Origin of the sequence: Saccharopolyspora sp. NPDC049357 (assembly GCF_040677225.1) — a bacterium.
Lineage (GTDB): Bacteria > Actinomycetota > Actinomycetes > Mycobacteriales > Pseudonocardiaceae > Saccharopolyspora.
The window spans coordinates 1-20989 of record NZ_JBFAQJ010000022.1 but is presented as its reverse complement, the minus strand read 5'-3'; the positions used below and the strand labels follow the sequence as shown (position 1 = coordinate 20989).

Here is a 20989-nt window from a genome sequence, read left to right as displayed (position 1 = left end):
GGCAAAACTAATAGCCGAGAGGCCTGATGGCAAGAGTGCCGGTGACTGCGGCTCTGCGTGCTGTCTCGGCCACCGAGCCCGAGCGGAGAGTCGTGGGCTTGTTAGTTGACCCGGGTAACTAATCCGGTCACCGGATGCGGTGAGATCGTCACGCGATCCCGCTTTCGGGGGTCGCCGCAGCGCCGAACGGCGTAGTCTCTCGGCTGCCCGTCTCGCTCCCGCCCCCTCGGTGAGGCGGGCACCTCTTCGTCCAGGACACGAACCGGACAGGGTTCGGTTCGTGTCCTGGACAATCCGTTGCCCTGAGCTCGCGAGCGGTGGCAGCATCCTGATCACGCACGATCACCGGATCGCGACCACCAGCGGCGTCCGGAACGACTCGCCGGAGGGGCGATGACCGCGAACCATTCCGCCGACCCGAGCGCGGCCACCGCCACGATCCGGCACGTCGAGATCGGTTGCCGGAACCTGGCGCGCTCCCAGGAGTTCTACACCGGACTGCTGGGATTCACCGAAACCGCACGGGATTCCGGCGTCAGCTGGCTCGACGCCGGGACGGCGCGGATCAAGCTCGTCGAGATCGGCGAGGGCGACCTCGGCGGCTGGGTGCCCGACGACCTGCAGTGCGGCATGCGGCACGTGGGCATGAAGGTCGGCGACGTCGACGCCCAGGCCGCCCGGCTCCGCGAAGCCGGCGTCGAGTTCACCACGCATCCCAAGGACGCCCACGGCAACGTGCGCATCACGTTCTTCACCGATCCCGATGGGACGCTGCTGGAATTCGTCGAGGGCGCCGTGCGCCACGACGAGACCTACTCGCCCGAGCTGGCCGCCGAAGACGTCGCCGCGCACCGCAACCGGCCGCGCGAAGCGGGTCCGGTCTTCGACCACATCGCCGTCACCGCCCCGGATCTGCAAGAAGCGCTCGACTTCTACGTCCGCACCCTCGGCGCGGTGGTGATCGGCAAGCTCATCCGCTCCGACGACCCGCGCGGGTTCGTCATCACCAACCTGCGACTCGGCGGCGCCGTGCTGGAGCTGTTCACCTTCCGCCGCGAGACCACGCCCAGCACCTGGTCGGCCGGGCAGTCCCGGCTCGGGCTGCGCTCCATCGGACTCGGCGTGGCCGAAGCGCGCGGAGCCGTGGGAGCCATGACCGCCGCCGGTGCGGGCGCGGTGCTGCGACCAGGACCGGAGCCGCTGCTCATCGACCCGCACGGCTTGCCGTTGACCATCACCGCGCGCTGATCCTGCGCCAGCCGCTCACCGAGCACATCTGGGACCGCTTCTCCCGCACCGGCTCCGTGCCCACGACGACCTGATGAGCGTGAAGGCCGCGCGAAGGTCACCGAGGGCCCACGAGCACGGGTCCGGTGTGGACGTCAGGACTTCTCGGCCATCGGGAACGTGATCCCGGTGAGGTGCTCCGAGAGGGTCCACAGCCGTTGGGCCGCTTCGGGATCGCTGGCCGCCTGGGTGCGTCCGACCAGGGTGGGGGAACCGCGCATCTCGAACGGCCCGTCCGGACCAACGTAGCTGGCGCCCGGGATGTCCTGGGTGGCGGCGAACAGCGTCGGCAGCGCGCCCGCGGTCGCCGGCTGCGCGGCGATGAGGTTGCCGACGGCCATCAACCGGCGCAGCAGGGAATTCCCCGCGTGGCTCTGCAGGTTCGTCGCCGCGTAGCCCGGGTGCGCGGCCGTGGCGCGGACCGCCGAACCCGCCTCGGTGAGCCTGCGCTGCAGCTCCAGTGTGAACAGCAGGTTCGCCAGCTTCGACTGCCCGTAGGTCTTCTGCGGGTCGTAGGCGCCGGTGAAGTTCGGGTCCTCCCAGCGGATCCCCTTCACCGACCGGTGCAGGCTGGAGGACACCGTGACCACGCGATCGGTGACCTGGTCGATCAGCAGGTTGGTCAGCGCGAAGTGGCCGAGGTGGTTGGTGCCGAACTGGATCTCGAAGCCGTCCCGGGTGAGCCCCTCGGGCGGGAACATGACCCCGGCGTTGTTGATGAGCATGGAGATCTCGCCGTCCCACGCGCCGGCGAACTCGCGCACCGAGGCGAGGTCGCCCAGGTCGAGCCGGCGCACCTCGGCGGAGCCGGGCACGCTCCCGGCGGCCTGCTCACCCTTGGCGACGTTGCGCACGGCGAGCACCACGTGCGCGCCCGCACGCCCCAGCGCCTGCGCTGTCTCCAGTCCGAGTCCGCTGTTCGCGCCGGTGATGACGGCCGTCTTGCCGGCCAGGTTCGGTAGCTGATCGCTGGTCCATCGCGTCATGCCGCCCATCGTGCCACCGATCCCGCGACATGCCGATGACCACGGCCGCGGGACGCGGCCGTGGCCATCGACGTCCCCCTCTCAGCAGGGATCGACCTTCCAGGTGTCGAAGCCCTTGTCGTTGGGGCTGTCCTCCGGGGCAGTGGACGAGTGCTGGGCCTCGCCCGCCGGGCCGTAGAAGTTCGCGACGGTCCCCGCGTACTGCCGGTTCATGAAGGAGCCCAGGTTGTAGCGCAGGTCGATCGGCAGATCCGAGCATTCGTAGAAGTCGGTCCGCTGACCGGTGTAGTTGAAGTCGTCCCAGACGCACAGGTAACCCTCGGCGCACTCCAGCTTGGCGCGCGCGGTGGCCTCCTCCCGCGTCTCAGCGGAGGCGACTCCGGCTCCCGCCCCCAGCAGGAGCAGTGAACCCGCGCCCGCTGCGGCGATCTTGCTGATCAGTGATCCGTGCATTTCTGATTCCCCCAGTTGGTGCTGCCCGGCCACCACCGCGAGCACAGCGGTGGCCGGGCCCTTTCCGATACCTCAGCAGGGGCGCACCTGGCGGGTGTCGAATCCCCTGTTGTTGTCGCTGAACTCGGGTGCGGTCGAGGTGTACTGGACGATCCACTCGCCGCCCGGGTTCGCCGGGTCGGGACCGAGGAACTCGGCCACCTGGCCGGTGTACTGGTTGTTGATCCAGGAACCGACCGGCCACGGCGTGTCGTAGACGCCGCACTCGAAGAACTTCACCATGTCGCCGTGCCCGTTGGCCTCGGGCCAGACGCACAGGTAGCCGTCCCCGCACGCTTCGGCCATGGCACGATGAGTGGCTTCCTGGTCGGTTTCGGCAGAGGCGAGGCCCATGCTCGATCCGGCCAGCAGCAGGCCCCCGGCCACCGCGAGGGTGGCGGTGAAGCCCTTGCTGCGCATTGCGCTCGTCGACATCTTTCCTCCCAGTTCCAAGTGCTCACACGCGTGCGGCCGCACAGGTGTGTCCCCGCGGAGTGGTGCTGTGGCCCCCAGTGGCCCGCGAGTCCGGGCCTTGGCATCGCGACACCCATCTCACGTCGCACGCTCGACTAGGGTTGCCTCCAAGCGGACGAAAGATGCCTTGTTTTCGGTGAAGCCACTCGGCCGAGACCGCTGGCAGGCCGATATGACCGCCGGTAACCAGCGCATTCGTCAGCCAGGCACCACGGTTTCGGCGGTGAACTCCCGTGCGACGGGACTGCGCGGCCGCGCTGTGCGCGGAGCGTGAGGAAGTTGAAGGGTCAGCGCACAACGCTCCTCTGTGGATTTGCGACGGACGCCGCCGCGGATTCGAACCGGCTGGAGGCGTGGATCGTCCTGATGGCCGAGCGGCCTTGGACGAACAGCAGGTCCAGCACCCCGAGCCCGGGGACGAACTCCCCGTGCGGCTGCGCGTAGACCGGGTGCTCGAAGTGCTGTTCGAGCACCGGGACGCCGGCCCGGTGGAACGGCGACCAATCGACCTCGTAGGTGCTGCCGCTGCTGGTCAGGTGAGCGTCACCACCCGCGGCGCGGACCAGTTCCAGCAACCGCTCCTGCCTGTCCTCGGGCTCCGCGGCGTCCAGGCCGGAGGCCCGCACGATCCGGGTCGGAAGATCGAGGTAGCCGCACAGCGAGGTCATCAGGTCCAGGTTGTGGTCGACCAGGTGCTCGTGGGCGCGCCGGTAGACCTGCTGGACGAGGGCGTAGAGCTCGTCGAAGTGCGGTGTGGAGCGGTAGTGGACCTTCAGGTGCTTGAGGTGTCCGCGCTGCCAGTTCTGCCGCTGGTCGATGCGCACTTCGTGCAGCCACTGGCGGTCGCCGGTGTGGGCCACGGGCACGCTCAGCCAGGAGGTCCCGCCCGCCTGGTTCTTCATCCGCTGCCGGGCGTGGAACTCGCTGCGGGTGTACTGGGCCGTGTCGTAGACGACGTGGACGTCGCTCGCGGCGATCTTGGCCATCAGCTTGGTCCACGGCAGGAAGTTGGGCTGGTGGATCGAGACGGCGGTCATCACAGCACCACCCGCATCGTCGCGAAGCCCTCGGCGCTGTCGACCGAGACCTCCTTGCCGCGCCAGCGCGACTGCAACGCCAGGCCTTCCGGGCTCCCGTGGTAGAGCGGGTCCTTGACCTGCGAGGCGTGCAGCGCCATCGCCTGCAACTTGACCTGGAGGAACTCGCTGATGTCGACGAACAGGTTCGGGGTGAACCGCTCGCGTTCCGGCGTCCAGAACAGGCTCGTGTTGTCGTAGCAGAGCACGTGCGGGACGAAGTGCCGGTCGCCCGGCGCGCACGGCCGGGTCGCGGTCACGCAGGCCCGGAACAGCGCCTCGTGGTCCTGGTTGTAGCTGATCGCCGGGATCAGCACCATGGTCGGCCGGACGTTGTCGATGGACAACCGCGCGTCGCGCTCCAGCAGCCGGACGAGTTCCCGGCGCGGCACGGTGTCCAGGGCCATGTGCCGTTCGGAACCGCTGAAGAGCACTTCCCAGTCGTCGACCTTGAGCAGCTCGGCGACCGATTCGAACTCCGAGAGGCGCGTGTCGGCGGTGACCGTCCGCAGCCCGGACTCCTGAGCGCCGCCGTACTGCTCGATGGAGGCCACCGAGGCGACGATCACGTAGGTCTCGCCGCCGAGCGACTTGACCCGGCTGATCGTGCCCGCGCAGCCGTAGGTTTCGTCATCCGCGTGCGGGGCGATCACCAGAACGCGTTGGCGCGCGAGGAATTCGTCCCCGTTGATGTGGTCCATGTCCTTGCTCCTCCCCGGATTCGGGCTTCGCGGTTTCACGGGCAGGCTCGTGTCCAGCTCGCGTCGATCTCTTCCCAAAGACCGGGTGCTTCCGGTCCGTAGCTCCACAGGTGCACCGACCGCAGCCCGAACTCGCGCGCCAGGCCGAGCTTGATGGCGGTGCTGCGGGTGTCCTCGAACCAGACCTCGTGGTCGACGCCGTCCTGGCTGTACTCGAACCAGGCGGATCCACCCACGGGATCCCACACCGGCTCCTTGTCGTACCGCTGCGCGAGCTCCAGGGCCCCGGCGGTGGAGAGCGACGAGCCGTAGCCGCCGCTCCAGTCGTATCCGTAGACCGGCACGCCCAGCACGAGCTTTTCGGCGGGCACGCGCGTGAGCGAGTAGGTCAGCACCTCGCGCACCCACATCTCCGGTGCGGCGGGACCGGGTGCGGAGGTCGCCCAGTGGTAGTCGTAGGCCATGATCCGCACCGAGTCGGCCGCCTCGCCCACGGCGCGGTAGTCCAGCGCCCGGGTGGCCTCGCTGTGGCCGTCGTCCTCGGTCTTGGGCGCCAGGGTCACCGACAGGGTCCTGCCCTCGGCGTGCAGCCGGTCGGCGAGCTCGCGGACGAACCGGGAGAACCCCGGGCCGTCGGCCGCGCGCAGGTCCTCGTAGTCGATGTCGATGCCGGGGTAGTCGCCGTCGCGGGCGAGTTCGGCGAGGTCGTCCACGTGCTGCCGGGTGAGTTCGGGGTCGTGCAGGATCCGGGCCACCGCCTCGTACTGCCAGTCGCCGTCGAAGTGGTTGGCGACGGTGGGGATGACCGCGGGCCCGGCGGAGCGCAGCGATTCCAGCTGCTCGGCCTCGTCCGGGTCGTCGGCCGACTGCTCCGCGATCGCCCCGTCCGGCCGCACGCCGTAGATCCAGGGGGTGACCACGTCCAGGTCCTCGGCTTGGGCTCGCACGGTGTCCGCGCCCTGGTCGAGGTTCCAGTACGGCACCGACAGCGCGGTGGTGCGCGGTGGATCGCACGGCTCGGCGGGGGCGGACGCGGTGCAACCGGCCGCGAGCAGCACCAGCAGTGCCACCGCGGCCCGCAGCGCGACCGGCCTGGGCACGGTCAACTCCTGATCACGGCGTGCGCGCGCTGGTCGGCGGCCACCGACCGGATGATCTCGTCCAGATCGCGGGTGGGACGGAAACCGATGCGGGCGCGGGCTTTCGCGCAGTCCGGGACCCGGTGGGGCGTGTCGCGGTAGCCGGGCTCGAAGTACGCGTCGTAGGGCACGTGGACGATGCCGCCCGGTGAACCGGTGATCGCGTTCACGCGCCGGGCGAGCTGGTCGATCCTGACCGGTTCGGACCCGCCCACGTTGAACACCTGCCCGCGCGTTCCGGGCTCGCGCAGCAGCGCCACCAGAGCGGGCACGACGTCGAGGACGTGGCAGAAGCAGCGGACCTGGCTGCCGTCGCCGAAGACGGTGAGCGGTTCACCGGCCAGCGCCTGCCGCACGAAGCGGGGGATCACCATGCCGTACTCGCCGCTCTGACCGGGTCCGACGGTGTTGAACAGCCGCGCGATCACCACGTCCAGGTCGTGCTCGACGGCGTGCGCGTGCGCGATCGTCTCGTCGACCGACTTGGCCTCGGCGTAGGACCACCGGCTGTGCGGCGGGGAGCCCAGCACCCGGTCGTCGTCCTCGGTGAGTCCGGTCTTGGCGTTGAGCCCGTAGACCTCGCTGGTCGACGACAGCAGCAGCGGAACCCGGTGCCGGCAGGCGGCCTCGACCACGGCCTCGGTCCCGTGCAGGTTCGTGCGCAGGCTCTCGATGGTCTTGCGGGCGATGGTGAAGGTCCCGACGGCGGCGGCGAGGTGGAACACCGCGTCGACCTCGCGCGTGCACCGGTCGACCAGCTCCGCGTCGCACACGGAACCGTCGACGATCTCCGGAACGGGAGAACCGGATTCCGAATCAACATTCTTCGGACTGCCGGTGCTGAAATTGTCGAGAATCAGGACTTTGTGCCCTTCCGAAATGAGGAAGCGCGTGAGATGGGACCCGATGAATCCGGCGCCGCCGGTTATCAGAAAACGCATGATGGCCCCGCAAATTCGAGGGGTTCGGTTGTCCTCCGCGCTGCGGAGGACTCGGTCAAGAGTGCTGTGAGCTGCGAAAACGGCAGATTCCATCGGTGTTCGCGCGATGCGGGGCATCAGTGCTGAGCCGAACGTCGAACGTGTTCGCTGACAACACTGTGCACCACGATGTGGCAGATCGGTCCAGGCGAAAAGAATGAATACTCGAACGGGTGAAAACCACTTGTCTGAATCGGGTTCGCCGTTGTCGCATGGCGAGAGCGCTTCGTGGGAATTCAACGGGATTGAGGTGAGGGCGGTGGAATGGGTCCTGCTGTTCCTCGTGTTCGGGATCAACGTGCCGGTGTGGACGGCGATCGCGTTCCTGCGCCGCATCGACGATCGCCGCCGAGCGCAGCAGGACACCGCCGTTCCACCGACCCGCATGCGTCCCGACCAAGTCGCCGTGGTGATCCCCGCGCACGACGAAGAGGGCGGCATCGCCAAGTCCATCACCTCGGCGATGCGGATCGTGCCCGCCGAGAACGTGCACGTCCTCGCCGACGGCTGCCAGGACCGCACGGCCGAGATCGCCGCCGAGTTCGGCGTCCGCGTGCTGGAGCTCAACCCGGGGCGCGGCAAGGCGGGGGCCATGGAGGCCGCCATCGCCCACTTCGACATCACCCGCCGGTTCGGAGCGCTGCTGATCATCGACGCCGACACCGAGGTCGACGCCGACTACCTCACCAACGGGCTCCCGATGCTCGACGACCCGCGCTACGCCGCCGTCGCGGGCTGCGTCCGCACCCCGTGGGACCCGCAGGAGCACACCCTCGTCGGACGACTGCTGATCTCCTACCGCGCGCGGCTGTGGACCATCATGCAGTGGATGCGCTACGGCCAGTCCTGGCGCTACATCAACGTCACCCCGATCGTTCCCGGCTTCGCCAGCATGTACCGGACCTCGGTGCTGCCGAGCATGGAGCTCAACCCGCCCGGCCTGATCATCGAGGACTTCAACATGACCTTCGAGCTGCACCACAAGCGGCTCGGCAAGATCGCCTTCTCGCACTCGGTGCACGCGACCACCGATGATCCCGACAACCTCGCGGACTACTACCGGCAGGTGCGGCGCTGGGCTTTGGGGCTGTGGCAGACGCTGCGCAGGCACGGCATGTGGATCGGGCGGTTCTGGTTCACCACGGCGGTGTTCATGCTGGAGGTCGTCTCGTCGAGCCTGATCATCCTGGGCCTCGTCGTCGTCGCGGCGCTGGTGGTCCTGGTGCCGTTGACCGGCGGTTGGGTGCTCGACTGGCCGGCGTACCGGGACGTCCACGAGGTGGTGGAGCCCTACGTGTCCCCGTTCAACCTGGCGGTCTTCCTGCTGCTGCCCGACTACCTGCTGACCTGCCTGGTGGCCGTGTTGCGCCGCCGTCCGAGCCTGCTGATCTACGGGTTCGGGTTCCTGCTGGTGCGGGTCGTGGAGGCCACGGCCACGATGTGGACGCTGTACCGGTTGTGGCGCGCGAAGTCCAGCGGGCGCTGGACCTCTCCGCGCAAGTGGACGGCGCTGCCGCGCTCACGCCGCCCGGTCGAGGTGCCGTCGAATTCCAGCACCCGGCGGATCGTGCTGCTGGACGCGGTCGTGGTGCTGCCGGTGGCTTCCGCGGTGGGGCTGGCGATGGCGGGAGTGCTCAGCGCCGTCCTGGTCGCCGCACTGCTCCTGGCGGCCGCCGTCCTCACCACCGCGTGGCGGCGCCGTCCGAGGCGCGCGGTCGCGGAGGTCAGTTCCGCCACCGGCGACCGGCCGCCCGGACGCGTCTGATCTCGTCGGCGTCGTAGAGGTTGGCCAGGGCCCCGCGTCCTGCGGGACGCCGTGCGACCGGGGTGATCTCGTGCCGGGCCAGCCAGGCGTTGACCGATCCCACTCGAATGCCGAGGTAGGCGGCGATGTCGTGGCGATCCCACTGCTGCCGGTCCATGTGGACCTCCTCGTGCGGGACCGGTCGCGGCGGCGCTGACCGTCTGCGAGCTACGGCAGGCCGCCGGCATCGACACCTCGATTGTGCGCCGCATCGCCACGCGAAAGCCGAGGCATAAGTCCCGAACCGGGGCGTTTCAGGCCTTTGTCCTCTACGGCCTCGCACCACGCTGGTGCATGGTCAACGGTAAGTCCGGTCGGTGCCACCAGCGCACCGGCGAGCACCACACCCGGTGGCGTCTCCGGGAAAGCACCAGCGGATCAGCGAATCCGCCTGCGCCCCGATAAAACTCAACATGACGTGCAGAAGCATCGAGGAGTCCCCAGCGATGAGTACAGCGAACAGGCATGGGGCATGGCCGAATTCAGAAGTGCGCACGAAGTCGGCGACCCAGTCCCCGCGCACATCCATCAACGCCGTGGTCGTCGGTCTCGGCTACGTCGGCTTGCCGACCGCGCTGTCGCTCGCCGACTCCGGAATCGCCGTGATCGGCATCGACGTCGACGAGTCCCGCCTGCTGGCGATCAAGGCCGAGCACGTGGACCTCGCCGAAGCGGACCACCAGCGGCTGGGCCGAGCTCTGTCCAACGGCCTGCTGACGATGACCACGAACCCCGCGGCGGTCACCGAGGCCGACGTGGTGCTGATCTCGGTGCCCACACCGGTCGACGCCCACCTGGTGCCCGACATGCGCGCGCTGACCGCGGCGTGCGCATCGGTGGTGTCCAACGCCCGCAAGGGGCAGACGATCGTGCTGACCTCCACCACCTACGTCGGCTGCACCCGCGACCTCATCGCCGAACCGCTGCGGCACCGCAACGGGTGGATCGCGGGGGAGGACGTCTACGTCGCCTTCAGCCCCGAGCGCATCGACCCCGGCGTCGCCCGCCACGACCGGCGCGCGACCCCGCGCGTCGTCGGAGGGATCAGCGCCGAATGCGGCCGCCGGGCGCAGGAAGCGTTGACGAGCACGGCGGCCGCGGTGCACGCGGTGTCCTCATCGGAGGCGGCCGAGCTCACCAAGCTGCTGGAGAACAGCTTCCGGGCGGTCAACATCGCGATGATCAACGAGTTCGCCGACAGCTGCCGGGCCTTCGACGTCGATCCGATCGAGGTCATCGAGGCCGCCGCCACCAAGCCGTACGGGTTCATGCCGTTCCACCCCGGTCCGGGAGTCGGCGGGCACTGCATCCCCTGCGACACGCACTACCTGCTGTGGCAGCTGCGCGCCCAACGCCTGCCCGCCCCGCTGATGAACGCGGCGATGGGTTCGATCGCGGCCCGGCCGCGCAGGGTCGTGGACCGCGCTCGACAACTGCTCGCCGATCGCGGGAAGCGCGTCGCGGGAGCTCGAGTCCTGGTGCTGGGCGTGGCCTACAAGCCGGGCGTCGCCGACATCCGCGAGTCCCCGGCCCTGGAGATCATGGCCGAACTGGCGGGCCTCGGAGTCGACGTCTCCTACGCCGATCCCCACGTCCCCACCCTCCTGCTGGGTGAAACCACGGTGCTGTCGAGCGACCAGGTGGAGTCGCAGGAGTGGGACCTCGTGATCGTGCACACGATGCACCCCGGGTGCGATCCGGGCTGGTTGGGCGGCCAGAACGCGGTTCTGGACACCACCTACCGGCTCAGCCCGGAGCTGCGCTGCGCGCACCTGTAGGACCACTCGACCCGCGGCGTCCCGGGGTGCGGACACGGTCGCTGAAGCGGGAGTGCGGGACCATGCTGGAGCGACCGAACGCCATCTCCCGAGGAGGACGAGATGAGCCATGCCGCGGTCGATCCGACCTTCTACCGCAGTCCCGCCGAGGCGATCGCCGCGCCACCGGAGAAGCTGGCCTACGTGGTCACCTTCGACCGCGCGGCCGAACAACCCGACGCTCTCGCCGTCATCGACACCGACCCGGAATCCGCCCAGCACGGGCAGATCGTGGGATGGGCGGAGCTGCCGACCAAGGGCGACGAGCTGCACCACTTCGGCTGGAACGCGTGCAGCAGCGCCTTCGCCCACGCCGGTCACCACACCGACGGGCTGCAACGCCGGTACCTGCTGCTGCCAGGCCTGCGCTCCTCGAACCTGCACATCTACGACACCCACCCGGACCCGAAGCAGCCCCACCTGGTGCGCACCATCGCCGCCGACGAGCTCGCCGCCCGCGCCGGGTACTCCCGTCCGCACACGTTGCACTGCGGCCCCGACGGCATCTACCTGTCGTGCCTCGGCGCCGCCGACGGCGACGGGGGACCGGGCGGGATCGCGGTGCTCGACCACGACACCTTCGAGGTCGTGCGGGCGTGGGAGACCGACCGGGGCCCGCAGCATCTCGCCTACGACGCCTGGTGGCACCTCAACCAGAACACCCTCATCACCAGCGAGTGGGGCACGCCCTCGATGATCGAGGACGGCGTGGTGCCCGAACTGCTGCTGGCCAACGAGTACGGCCACGCCCTGCACTTCTGGGACCTCGCCGAGGGCGAGCACGTGCAGCGGGTGGACCTCGGCGCCGAGCACCAGATGGTGCTGGAGCTGCGGCCCTCGCACGATCCCAACGCCACCTGGGGATTCGCCGGCGTGGTGATCAGCACCGAAGACCTGTCGGCATCGGTGTGGCGCTGGCGGCGCGACGGCGATCGGTGGACGGCCGACAAGGTCATCACCATCCCCGCCGAACCCGCCGACGCCGAACTGCTCCCACCCGCGCTCAAGCCCTTCGGCGCCGTCCCGCCACTGGTCACCGACATCAACCTGTCCGTCGACGACCGCTTCCTCTACGTCTCGTGCTGGGGGACCGGCGAGCTCAAGCAGTACGACGTCAGGGATCCCGCCGCGCCTCGCGAAGCCGGATCGGTCCGGCTCGGCGGCATCGTGGGCCGGGTCGCGCACCCGTCGGCACCGGACCGGCCGCTGGCGGGCGGGCCGCAGATGGTCGAGGTCAGCCGGGACGGAACGCGGATCTACCTGACCAACTCGCTCTACGGGTCGTGGGACGACCAGTTCTACCCCGACGGCGTCGGCGCGTGGATGGCCAAGCTCTCCACCGACCCGCACCGCGGCGGCCTGACCGTCGACGAGGGCTTCTTCCCCCACGGGGAGGACTTCCGGGGCCGTCGGGCGCACCAGGTCCGGCTCCAAGGAGGGGACGCCTCCTCGGACTCCTACTGCTACGCGGGGTTCTGAAACGCGACGAGGGGCCGTGAGCAGCGCTCACGACCCCTCGATCGGGTGATGACTTTCAGCGACCGCGGGTCGACGGGCGGGCCGACGGGGTCGCCGAGACGTCGCGGATCTCGTGGCTGCCGTCCGCACGGCCGATCACGACCTCCGCGGCGATGCCGGTGAACAGGCCGTTCTCCACCACGCCGGGGATCCAGTTGAGCTGCGAGTCCAGCGCGATCGGGTCCTTGATCGCCTCGAGGTGGGCGTCGACGATGAAGTTGCCGCTGTCGGTGACCAGCGGGCCGCCGTCCTTCTCGCGGCGGGTCAGCTTCACGCCGGGCTGGCCCAGGTCGTCCAGCAGCGAGCTGATGGCGCGCTCGGTGGCCTGCCACTCGTACTGCACGACCTCGATGGGCAGCGGGAACTTGCCGAGCTGGTCGACGACCTTGCCCTCGTCGACCACGCACACCATCTTGTCCGAGGTGTCGGCGATGATGCGCTCCCACAGCAGGCAGGCGCCGCCGCCCTTGATCATGTGGCCCGCGGGGTCGATCTCGTCGGCGCCGTCGACCGTGAGATCCAGCCGGCCGACCTCGGCGAGCGTGGTCAGCGGCACGCCGACCTCGAGCGCCAGGTCACGAGTGCCGGTCGAGGTGGGCACGCCCACCACGTTGAGGCCGTTCGACACGGCCTCGCCCAGCGCGCGGACGAACCAGTGCGAGGTCGTGCCCGAGCCCAGGCCGAGCTTCATGCCGTCGCGGATGTAGGCGTCGATGACGGCCGTACCCGCGGCCCACTTCGCGCGGTCCTGCTCGTTACTCGGTTGCATCGGTCGTAAGTCTCCTGTGGACGCTCCAGCGGATCACCGCCCGGCGGGCCGGCCGGTGGGTTCGCCAGTCACGGTACATGCGCTGGTCGCGGGCGGTCGCGGGGTCGCTCCTGACGGCACGTCCGGCGCGTCGCCGGGGCCGCGACGGACCCCGTCGCGGACTTCGGAATCGATCTGGAAACCCCCACCCATCGGGTGACGGCGGCGTCGTTCGGTCATGATGTTGCCGGTGCGATGAACCTGCGGGTCAGGGCCGTTTCGAGGGCAACTTGAAGCATGCTCGCGATCTTGCCGGGATCGCCGCGTTCGGTAGGCTCCGCCGACCTCGGCGGGCGCTGTGCGCCGCCGGTGTCCGATTCGGAGAGAGCGGTCATGAAAGCGACTACGTCGCACGGGCTTTCGGAGACCGCCGCGAATGTGTTCTGCGCCACCGCTGCCGCCTGAAGTCGTGCCTGTTGCGCGATCACCAGGTTCCGATCGAGTTGCTGATTCCCTTTCGGGCCCAACAATGGTCCGGTGGGGGTAATCCGGTAGCGGGGCGCCCCAGGGGGAACAATTGAGTGGAAGGACGCGTGAGCCATGCCCTTCTATTCGACGATGGCCGAGACCGACATCGCGTGCCCGGCCATGGACGTCTACAGCTACATCACCGATCCGGCGAACTGGGAGGACGGCCGGCCGGTGACCGATCCAGGTTGGACACTCGTGCCACGGGGCAGACAGCCCGCAGGCACGACGTGGCGGGAGCCGCAAGGCGAGGACTGGGCGATACTGGAAGCCGAACCGGGCCGCCGCTGGATCGTCCGGTCCCGGGGTGTCGATGACACGTCCTCGGTGACCATCACCTACAGCTTCTCCGAGGTCGAGGGCACGACTCACCTCTTCCGGCACATGGAGATCGAGGTCTCCGTGCGCGCGGCGATCAGCGAGCACGCTCGCGCCGCGTTCACCTGCTCGAAGCCCGGACGGGAGGTGGTGACCGTCATCAAGCGCGTGCTGGAGACCTCTCGCCGGGCCGCTCCGCAGGTACCGGTGCCCGTCTCGATCTCGCAGCTCGGCTGACGGCCTCCTCGTCGTGCGGTAGTTGACAACCCGGGTTTCGTCAAGAAACCCTACTGGTCAACACCACACGACGAGGGGGTCGCCGAGCATGGAGTGGACCGGCGCGCGCTACGCCGACGGGCCGACGGTCGAGGTCGAGACCTGGATCGACTCCCCACCCGAACACGTGTGGGAACTGGTCACCGACATGGAGCTGATCGCGCGGATCAGCGATGAGCTGCAGGAAGTGCAGTGGCTCGACGGCGCCCGCGGGCCGTCGCTCGGCGCCCGGTTCACCGGGCGCAACCGCCACGACGCGCTGGGGGAGTGGACCACCACCTCGCACGTCGTCGAGTTCGAGCCCCAGCGGGTCTTCGGCTGGGCGGTGCGGGATCCCGAGAACCCGATGGCGTCCTGGCGGTTCGCCCTGCGTCCTGCCGACGGTGGCACGCAGCTGAGCCAGTGGGCCCGGATGGGTCCGGCGCCCTCCGGGCTGAGCCTGGCCATCGAACGCATGCCGGAGAAGGAGCAGAAGATCGTCTTCGTCCGGTTGCGGGACTTCGAGCGCGGCATGACCGCCAACCTCGCCGGGATCAAGGAACTCGCCGAAGCCCGGTAGGCACGCTCGTCGAACAAGGCTTCGTCGACGAGACGGCGTTCGAGGACATGCGGGTCGCACCGCGCGACCCGCCTCAATCGCCCTTCGTGCGCCGGTCGGCGAGCTCGATGGTCGCGGCCAGGTCCTCGATCGGCACCGGCCGTCCCAGGTAGTAGCCCTGCGCCTGGTCGCAGCCCAACCGCCGCAGCACCTCCAGCTGCTCGGCGGTCTCCACGCCCTCGGCGATCACCGCGAGATCGACCGCGTGGGCCATCGCCGAGATGCTGTTGACGAGCGCCTCCGCGTCGTGGGAGTGGGCGATGCCGTCGATGAACGACCGGTCGATCTTCAGCGAGTCGAGCGGCAGTCGCAGCAGCTGCGCCAGCGAGGAGTACCCGGTGCCGAAGTCGTCGATGGCCAGCCGGATCCCGTACCGGCGCAGCTCCTGCAGCATCCGGGTGGCGGTCGCCGGGTCGTGCATGAGCGCGCTCTCGGTGAGCTCCAGCGACAACGACTTCGCGGACAACCCCGACTTGCGCAGCGCCTCGTCCACCGCCTCCGGAAGGCCCGGGTCCTCCAGCTGGCGCGCCGACAGGTTGGCCTTCACCCGCAGGTCGAGGCCGTGCCGCCTGCGGAACTCGGCCATCTGCTCGATCGCGGTGGACAGCGCCCACGACCCGATGTGGTGAATCAGATCGCTCTCCTCGGCCATCGAGATGAACTCGTCCGGGGAGATCCGCCCGTGCACCGGGTGGGTCCAGCGCAGCAGCGCTTCGACCCCGCCGACGCGGTTGGCGTGCAGGTTCACGATCGGCTGGTAGGCCAGCCAGAGCTCGCCGCGGTCGATTGCCGAGCGCAGGTCCTGCTCGAGCTCCAGGTAGCGCTGCAGGCGTTCGCGCAGCTGCACGTCGAAGAACGCCGCCCGCCCGCGGCCCCGCGTCTTCGCCTCGTACATGGCCACGTCGGCATCGCGCAGCACGTCCTCGGCGGTGCGCGCATCGCCGGGCGGGACGAGCACTATGCCGATGCTGGCGTCGACGTGCAGCTGCCTGCCCTCGACCGTGATCGGCTCGGTGAGCCGCCGCCGGATCGCCTCGGCCAGGGCGCCCAGGGACGAGCCGCCGTCCTCGTCGTTCACCAGCACCACGAACTCGTCGCCGCCGTGCCTGCCGACTTGCTCAGCCGAGTGCATCACGGCGCGGAGGCGTTCACCGGTCACGCGCAGGACCTCGTCACCGACGACGTGGCCCAGCGAATCGTTGATGATCTTGAACTTGTCCAGGTCGATGAACATCACGCCGGTCGTGACCGTGCGGTCGGGCTCGCCCATCGCGGCCTGCAACCTGCGCAACACCATCGTCCGGTTCGCCAGCCCGGTCAGCGGGTCGTGGGTGGCCTCCCGCTCCAACCGCTTGCGGAACGCCCGCGGCTCGGTGATGTCGGTGAACGACACCAGCGTCCGGTGCGGCGGCGAATCGTCCGCGGTCAGCGAGCGCGCCGAGATCGCCAGCCACACGCTGCTGCCGTCGGAGCGCTCGAAGCGCGCCACGCGCCGGTTCTCCGGCTCACCGGTGAGCCGAGTGCGCAGGGACGGCGCCTGCGGGAGCTGGTTGCCGTCCTCGTCGAACGTCATCCACGACTCGGGCCGGGTGCCCACGAGGTCCTCCTCCTGGGCCCCGAGGATGGACGTGGCCGCCGGGTTGGCCATGACGACCTTGCCGCCCTCGTCGATGACCAGCACGCCCTCGTCGAGCAGGCTGACCACCGTCGCGTAGCGCTTCTCGGCCCGGCGCCGCGCCGTCTCGTCGGTGCACACCAGCACGTAGCCGTCGCTCATCTCCGCCGCCGAGATCCGCACCTGCACCGGAGATCCGTCGGCGTGCCGGTGCTTGGCCTCCACGGTCCCGCCCACGGTCAGCAACGCGGCCGGGTCTATCTCGGCGCCCACGACCTCGGAGACGTGCCGCCCGCGCGCCTGCGCCGAGGACCAGCCGTAGATCGTCTCGGCGGCCGGGTTCCAGCTGGTCACCACGCCGTGCCAGGTGGTGGCGACGATGGCGTTGCTGACGTTCTCGACCAGCGCCGCCTGGTAGCGCAGAGCGGCCTCGGCCTTCCGCTGCGCGGTGACGTCGCGCAGGATGACCTGGAACGCCGGGCGACCGTGCCAGCTGGTGCGCACCGCGATCGACTCGACCAGCATCCGCGACCCGTCGACCCGGATCATCTCCGCCTCGGCGGGCTCCGTGGTCGTCCCCGGATCGTGGGCCACCGACAGCCGCGAGAACAACTCCGCCTGCGCGTGCTCGGCGACGAACTCGGTGATCGGGTGCCCGACGATGTCCTCGGGGGACGCGGCGTGCATCATCTGCACGCCGGCGGGGTTGACGTAGACGGTGACGCCGTCCTGGTGCACGCACACCGCGTCCGGGTTCAGCTCGATCAGCCGCCGGTAGCGGTCGGCGATGTCGGTGTCGTGGCTCTCATCGCTCAGCGGGTACGCCACGTCCACCGCGATCCCGACCAGGCGACGATCGGGTCCGTGCAGCGTGGGGCGGCAGCGCAGGAAGATCGCACGCCGCTCCCCGGACGGCATCTGGAACGGCTCCTCGACGGACTGCGAGCCGTCCTCCTTCCTGGTCTCGGCGGAGTGCACCAGGGGTGCGATGAGCTCCCGCAGCCTGCGCGGGAGCTCATGCGGATCGCTCTCGTCGACCTGCAGCAGGCTCGCCATCCCCGCCGACCAGCGCAGGTCGCCGTCGGAGAACCGGTAGCTCCAGGCGGCGGCCCGGTTGACCTCGCAGGCCAGGTTGCGGAGCTCCACGTCAAGCCCGTACGCCCCGTCCAGCCGGTCGCTCTCAGTCATGGCCCTCCGCTCTCGAGGCGGACGCCGACGACCACACCTCGCCGACTCCCTCCCGGCGGACCCCCGGACGCCCGCCCGGTGCCGGGCGAGCGGGACGACGCGTTCAGCGGTGCTGAACCGCGGCGCGGGGAGCCGGCGCGAACCTCTCGATGTCCACGTGGGAACCGATGTCGGTCAGCCGGACGGCCACCTGTTCGTTGTCGATGGTGAAGGCTTCGTAGGAGAACTTCCAACCGGTCGCGTCGACGTGCTCTCCCCAGGCGCGGTACTCGCCGAACTGCCAGCCCGGGTAGTTGAAGAACTCGTCGAACACCACGATGCTTCCCGGCCGCAGGCGCGGACCGACGAGCTCCAGCACGGTCTTGGTGGAGGAGTAGATGTCGCAGTCGACGTGCAGGAACGCCACAGGGCCCGGGTGGGTCTCCAGGAACTTCGGCAGCGTGTCGTCGAACCAGCCGACCACCAGCTCGGCGCCCTCGACCACGGGCGGACCGTCGGGGAGCATCTCGCCGCCGAAGGTGCCTTCGGGGAACCCGGCCCGCCAGTGCTCCGGCAGGCCCTCGAACGAGTCGAAGCCGTAGACGTCGACGCCCTCGCGGGAGCGGGCGATCTCGGTGAGGGTCTTGCCGGAGTACACGCCGAACTCCAGCGCCATGCCCTCGGCCGGGGCCAGCGACAGCGCGTGGTTGAGGGTGGCGATGGGGTTGGGCAGCATCCGCGCCGAGGCCATCTCCTGGTGCACCAGCCGTGCGGTGGAGACCGCGGCGTCGCGCTCGCCGGCGGCGAACAGGTCGCGGCGGGACCGCATCTCGAAGTCGCGGGTGGCGTTGACGGCGCGGTCGATCTCCGGGCGGATCACGCCCGCCACGGCCTCGGAGACCGCTCGCTGCAACTTCTCCCGTGCGGCGGCCCGCACGGGGGAGAGGACGCGGGACAGCATGTTCACGATCTACTCCTTGGAAGCGTTGGTTTCGTCGAGCTGGAACAGCCGTGTCCAGTTCTCCCTGCTGGTGAGCGAGCGATGGCCTGCATGCCACGCACCGCGCGCCCCGTCCCCCTCGCGGTGCAGCCGCAACGCCGTGCGCAGCACCTTCGCGCCGATCCGGCGCAGCTCGTCGCGATCGACCCTGCGGACCGACACCGACTCCTGCGAGGCGTCGGTGACCACCGCGGTCTCGAAGAGCCCGACGTGCCACCAGTGGGCGTCGCCGGACGAGATGGACGCCGAGCCGCCGACCCTGCCCAGCAGGTGCCAGACCAGGCGCTTGGCCAGCACGAGCCTGCGCCGGGCCGGGTGCGGACCGGCCTTGGCGATCGGCCGGGACGCACCGGGCAGCCCCGGGACCTGCGAGGGCTTGTGCCGCGCGGTCTCGGCGTGCGGGGCGCGGATCCTGGCGATCCGCGCGAGCGTCGAGGCGTCGCCGTCGCGCAGCACGTCCGGACCGGCGAGGAAGTCCTCCACCGCCGCGATGAGCACCTCGGCTTGGGCGTAGCGCATCGACACCAGGCATTCGGCGGCCCAGCGGAGGAAGACCTTCGCGCTGGCGGTCCCGTCGAAGTCACCGTGCAGCGCGTCGATGATCAGCGCGTTCCGCAAGGTGAAGTAGCGGACCCAGCTGTCCTCGTCCTTCCAGTCGAAGTCGGCGTGCCACACCGCCGCCCCGGGCAGCGTGACCGTCGCGTGGCCACGGCCCCGGATGCGGTAGCCGAACTCCACGTCGTCCCACTGGAAGAACATGGGGATGGGGTAGCCGGCGTCGCGCACGATCTCCGACGGCAGCAGGCAGCACCACCAGGCGTTGTAGTCGGCGTCGACCCGCCGCTCCTGCAGCTCCTCGGTGAGGTCGGCGCGGTCGAGGCCGCCGTCGACGGCCAGACCGGGTTCGATCGTGGTGAAGCGGGCGTGCTCGGCGGAGACGTGGATCCGGTACGGGTGCAGCAGCTGCAGCATCTGCGAGCCGACCACGATCGGTTCGACGGAGGAGTTCGCGAACGTCGTCATCCGCACGACCGTGTCCGGTTCCAGCAGGATGTCGTCGTCCATGAACAGCGCGTTGGCCGCGATCTCGTCGTCGGCGAGCGTCTCGTGCAGTCCGCGGGTGAAACCGCCTGCGCCACCGAGGTTCCGCTGGCGCCGGTAGTGCAGCAGGCCGCCGAACATCCGTCGGACCGACTCGAAGGACTCGCGGGATTCGACGGTGTCATCACCCTGGTCGACCACGTAGACCGCCGACAGCGCGCTCATCGCCACGGGGTCGGCCGCCAGCGCGCGCAGCGTGTTCAGGCAGTCGTCGGGCCGGTTGTGGGTGCACAGCACCGCGGAGGTGGGGCGGCTGCGCGGCGGGGCGGGCACGAACCACGCGACGTCGGCGACCTGCAGCGAGTCGGCCTCGGTGATCAGTTCGAGCCAGATCGCACCGCCGTCGACGAACTTGCCGATGTCCACGGTCCAGCACACCTGGGTCTCGGTGGTCCTTCCCGCGACCCGCTCGGTGTGCAGCGTGCGGGCTCCTCCTCGCGAGTCGGACGCCATCACGCGCACGATCCCGGCGCCGCTGACGTTCGCGCGGACGGTCACCTCGGCGGCGGCCGTCCAGCGCTGCCAGTAGCTGGCGGGGAAGCGCCCGAAGTAGGTGGAGGTGGACACCGTGCTGTGCGGGTGGACCGTCACCGCGTTGCGGTGCCGGGTGGCCGCGCCGTCCTCGATCTTGGCGTAGAGATCAACGGGCAGGCTGGCGAACGGAGGCGTGAAGAACGTCCGCATGGCCATGGTCGGGCCGGGATTTCCCCGGCGGGGTTGGTCCGGCCGTTCGGCCTGGAGCGTCTCGTTCTCGTCCACTCCCCGGATGCCGCCAACAAGTGTCATGAGCGCCGCATTCTTTAGCTTTGAACTCAACGGTGTGACTTTCATGTTTATCGCGCTCGCGCGCGCGGACCTTGAAGGCGCGACGGCCCACCAGCCGAACATCACCAGAACAGGTGATGTTCGGCGAGACGGGTGCTCCGACCTGCCAGCTTGACAAAGTCCCCGGGCGTCACCAGAATTTTGAGCACGCCGGGTTCGACCGACTCGATGCTCTCCGATCAGGAGCGCGACCGCTAGCTGAGAGGCGCTGCAACGGACTTCACGTCCGCCACGCTCGGCCGGTGGGGTAAAGGGACAGCACGGTAAGGGCGCCTCCTGACGGAGGTGCCTTTTTTGATGTCGCGAGAGGGATCACGGCTACCGGCCGACGACGCCGGGCCGTGTTGAGCCGAATCTTCGCCGACCCCGTGCGATCGCCGTCCGGCACCTCCGCCGAAGCAGTCCAATTCGGACTCGATCGTCGATGAATCTTCGCACCCGAGAGGAAGTCATGAGCGTCAAGTTGCAGAAGGTCAACGGCCTCGAGTTCGCCGTGAAGGACCTGGGTCTGGCCGAGGCCGGTCGGCACCAGATCCGTT

The 20989-nt window shown here is 69.5% G+C and carries 19 protein-coding genes; 6 read left to right on the top strand and 13 right to left on the bottom strand.

All coding sequences use genetic code 11. The annotated features are described in order from the left end of the window. Window positions 1-393: 393 nt before the first annotated feature. Window positions 394-1248, top strand: a complete 855-nt coding sequence (locus AB0J91_RS19260) for a VOC family protein (RefSeq protein ID WP_363870538.1) — start codon at window positions 394-396, stop codon at window positions 1246-1248. 134 nt (window positions 1249-1382) lie between these two features. Here the strand turns inward: AB0J91_RS19260 and AB0J91_RS19255 are convergent, their stop codons facing one another. The 7 genes from AB0J91_RS19255 to AB0J91_RS19225 all read right to left on the bottom strand — a co-directional run bounded on the left by AB0J91_RS19255 (window position 1383) and on the right by AB0J91_RS19225 (window position 7096). Continuing rightward, the gene (locus AB0J91_RS19255; RefSeq protein ID WP_363870535.1) at window positions 1383-2273 is read right to left on the bottom strand and encodes an oxidoreductase; all 891 of its coding nucleotides are present in this window, start codon (window positions 2271-2273) and stop codon (window positions 1383-1385) included. An 81-nt stretch (window positions 2274-2354) separates the two neighbouring features. Next, window positions 2355-2726 (bottom strand): peptidase inhibitor family I36 protein, encoded by a 372-nt coding sequence (locus AB0J91_RS19250; protein ID WP_363870532.1) that lies wholly within the window; start codon window positions 2724-2726, stop codon window positions 2355-2357. A gap of 72 nt (window positions 2727-2798) precedes the next feature. After that, window positions 2799-3200 carry a peptidase inhibitor family I36 protein gene (locus AB0J91_RS19245; protein WP_363870529.1) on the bottom strand — a complete coding sequence of 134 codons (402 nt, stop codon included), beginning with the start codon at window positions 3198-3200 and terminating at the stop codon, window positions 2799-2801. 326 nt (window positions 3201-3526) lie between these two features. Continuing rightward, window positions 3527-4276, bottom strand: coding sequence for a WbqC family protein (locus AB0J91_RS19240; protein ID WP_363870526.1), 750 nt, complete (start codon window positions 4274-4276; stop codon window positions 3527-3529). Further along, complete coding sequence (locus AB0J91_RS19235) at window positions 4276-5016, bottom strand: PIG-L deacetylase family protein (RefSeq protein ID WP_363870523.1); 741 nt, start codon at window positions 5014-5016, stop codon at window positions 4276-4278. The genes AB0J91_RS19240 and AB0J91_RS19235 overlap by 1 nt, the downstream gene beginning before the upstream one ends. 35 nt (window positions 5017-5051) lie before the next feature. Continuing rightward, window positions 5052-6116 (bottom strand): glycosyl hydrolase family 18 protein, encoded by a 1065-nt coding sequence (locus AB0J91_RS19230; RefSeq protein WP_363870520.1) that lies wholly within the window; start codon window positions 6114-6116, stop codon window positions 5052-5054. A 2-nt stretch (window positions 6117-6118) separates the two neighbouring features. After that, window positions 6119-7096: an NAD-dependent epimerase/dehydratase family protein gene (locus AB0J91_RS19225; RefSeq protein ID WP_363870517.1), complete on the bottom strand. Its 978-nt coding sequence runs from the start codon at window positions 7094-7096 to the stop codon at window positions 6119-6121. A 298-nt stretch (window positions 7097-7394) separates the two neighbouring features. On the opposite strand from AB0J91_RS19225, the gene AB0J91_RS19220 reads away from it, so the two are divergent. Beyond that, on the top strand, window positions 7395-8900 hold the full coding sequence (locus AB0J91_RS19220; RefSeq protein ID WP_363870514.1) for a glycosyltransferase family 2 protein: 1506 nt from the start codon (window positions 7395-7397) through the stop codon (window positions 8898-8900). Here the strand turns inward: AB0J91_RS19220 and AB0J91_RS19215 are convergent. Beyond that, a complete protein-coding gene (locus AB0J91_RS19215; protein ID WP_363870511.1) occupies window positions 8860-9057 on the bottom strand; it encodes a hypothetical protein in 198 nt (65 codons plus the stop codon). The genes AB0J91_RS19220 and AB0J91_RS19215 overlap by 41 nt on opposite strands. Window positions 9058-9427: 370 nt before the next feature. On the opposite strand from AB0J91_RS19215, the gene AB0J91_RS19210 reads away from it, so the two are divergent. Together AB0J91_RS19210 and AB0J91_RS19205 are read left to right on the top strand one after the other, a co-directional pair. Further along, the gene (locus AB0J91_RS19210; protein WP_363870508.1) at window positions 9428-10717 is read left to right on the top strand and encodes a nucleotide sugar dehydrogenase; all 1290 of its coding nucleotides are present in this window, start codon (window positions 9428-9430) and stop codon (window positions 10715-10717) included. Between the two features lie 102 nt (window positions 10718-10819). Next, window positions 10820-12235, top strand: a complete 1416-nt coding sequence (locus tag AB0J91_RS19205) for a selenium-binding protein SBP56-related protein (RefSeq protein ID WP_363870506.1) — start codon at window positions 10820-10822, stop codon at window positions 12233-12235. Between the two features lie 55 nt (window positions 12236-12290). Here AB0J91_RS19205 and rpiA read toward each other — a convergent pair whose 3' ends face one another. Further along, window positions 12291-13043: a ribose-5-phosphate isomerase RpiA gene (gene rpiA / locus AB0J91_RS19200; protein WP_363794188.1), complete on the bottom strand. Its 753-nt coding sequence runs from the start codon at window positions 13041-13043 to the stop codon at window positions 12291-12293. 215 nt (window positions 13044-13258) lie between these two features. Next, a complete protein-coding gene (locus AB0J91_RS19195; RefSeq protein WP_363870504.1) occupies window positions 13259-13624 on the bottom strand; it encodes a hypothetical protein in 366 nt (121 codons plus the stop codon). Between AB0J91_RS19195 and AB0J91_RS19190 the strand changes: the two genes are divergently transcribed. Together AB0J91_RS19190 and AB0J91_RS19185 are read left to right on the top strand one after the other, a co-directional pair. Beyond that, window positions 13623-14105 (top strand): hypothetical protein, encoded by a 483-nt coding sequence (locus AB0J91_RS19190; protein ID WP_363794186.1) that lies wholly within the window; start codon window positions 13623-13625, stop codon window positions 14103-14105. The genes AB0J91_RS19195 and AB0J91_RS19190 overlap by 2 nt on opposite strands. Before the next feature lie 88 nt (window positions 14106-14193). Beyond that, window positions 14194-14703 (top strand): SRPBCC family protein, encoded by a 510-nt coding sequence (locus AB0J91_RS19185; protein ID WP_363870502.1) that lies wholly within the window; start codon window positions 14194-14196, stop codon window positions 14701-14703. A 73-nt stretch (window positions 14704-14776) separates the two neighbouring features. Here the strand turns inward: AB0J91_RS19185 and AB0J91_RS19180 are convergent, their stop codons facing one another. The 3 genes from AB0J91_RS19180 to AB0J91_RS19170 form a co-directional block, all read right to left on the bottom strand. Then, window positions 14777-17545 carry an EAL domain-containing protein gene (locus AB0J91_RS19180; RefSeq protein ID WP_363870500.1) on the bottom strand — a complete coding sequence of 923 codons (2769 nt, stop codon included), beginning with the start codon at window positions 17543-17545 and terminating at the stop codon, window positions 14777-14779. Between the two features lie 103 nt (window positions 17546-17648). Next, window positions 17649-18485 carry a class I SAM-dependent methyltransferase gene (locus AB0J91_RS19175; RefSeq protein ID WP_363870709.1) on the bottom strand — a complete coding sequence of 279 codons (837 nt, stop codon included), beginning with the start codon at window positions 18483-18485 and terminating at the stop codon, window positions 17649-17651. 9 nt (window positions 18486-18494) lie between these two features. Continuing rightward, complete coding sequence (locus AB0J91_RS19170) at window positions 18495-20411, bottom strand: glycosyltransferase (protein WP_363870498.1); 1917 nt, start codon at window positions 20409-20411, stop codon at window positions 18495-18497. Window positions 20412-20989: the final 578 nt, after the last annotated feature.

Excerpts from the sequence above, each read along its gene's own strand:
- AB0J91_RS19250 (WP_363870532.1), bottom strand. The coding sequence starts at position 2,726 with ATGCACGGATCACTGATCAGCAAGATCGCCGCAGCGGGCGCGGGTTCA.
- AB0J91_RS19225 (WP_363870517.1), bottom strand. The coding sequence starts at position 7,096 with ATGCGTTTTCTGATAACCGGCGGCGCCGGATTCATCGGGTCCCATCTC.
- AB0J91_RS19240 (WP_363870526.1), bottom strand. The coding sequence starts at position 4,276 with ATGACCGCCGTCTCGATCCACCAGCCCAACTTCCTGCCGTGGACCAAG.
- AB0J91_RS19195 (WP_363870504.1), bottom strand. The coding sequence starts at position 13,624 with ATGGCTCACGCGTCCTTCCACTCAATTGTTCCCCCTGGGGCGCCCCGC.
- rpiA (WP_363794188.1), bottom strand. The coding sequence starts at position 13,043 with ATGCAACCGAGTAACGAGCAGGACCGCGCGAAGTGGGCCGCGGGTACG.
- AB0J91_RS19245 (WP_363870529.1), bottom strand. The coding sequence starts at position 3,200 with ATGTCGACGAGCGCAATGCGCAGCAAGGGCTTCACCGCCACCCTCGCG.
- AB0J91_RS19205 (WP_363870506.1), top strand. The coding sequence starts at position 10,820 with ATGAGCCATGCCGCGGTCGATCCGACCTTCTACCGCAGTCCCGCCGAG.
- AB0J91_RS19190 (WP_363794186.1), top strand. The coding sequence starts at position 13,623 with ATGCCCTTCTATTCGACGATGGCCGAGACCGACATCGCGTGCCCGGCC.
- AB0J91_RS19175 (WP_363870709.1), bottom strand. The coding sequence starts at position 18,485 with ATGCTGTCCCGCGTCCTCTCCCCCGTGCGGGCCGCCGCACGGGAGAAG.
- AB0J91_RS19180 (WP_363870500.1), bottom strand. The coding sequence starts at position 17,545 with ATGACTGAGAGCGACCGGCTGGACGGGGCGTACGGGCTTGACGTGGAG.
- AB0J91_RS19185 (WP_363870502.1), top strand. The coding sequence starts at position 14,194 with ATGGAGTGGACCGGCGCGCGCTACGCCGACGGGCCGACGGTCGAGGTC.
- AB0J91_RS19170 (WP_363870498.1), bottom strand. The coding sequence starts at position 20,411 with ATGACACTTGTTGGCGGCATCCGGGGAGTGGACGAGAACGAGACGCTC.
- AB0J91_RS19235 (WP_363870523.1), bottom strand. The coding sequence starts at position 5,016 with ATGGACCACATCAACGGGGACGAATTCCTCGCGCGCCAACGCGTTCTG.
- AB0J91_RS19215 (WP_363870511.1), bottom strand. The coding sequence starts at position 9,057 with ATGGACCGGCAGCAGTGGGATCGCCACGACATCGCCGCCTACCTCGGC.
- AB0J91_RS19260 (WP_363870538.1), top strand. The coding sequence starts at position 394 with ATGACCGCGAACCATTCCGCCGACCCGAGCGCGGCCACCGCCACGATC.
- AB0J91_RS19255 (WP_363870535.1), bottom strand. The coding sequence starts at position 2,273 with ATGACGCGATGGACCAGCGATCAGCTACCGAACCTGGCCGGCAAGACG.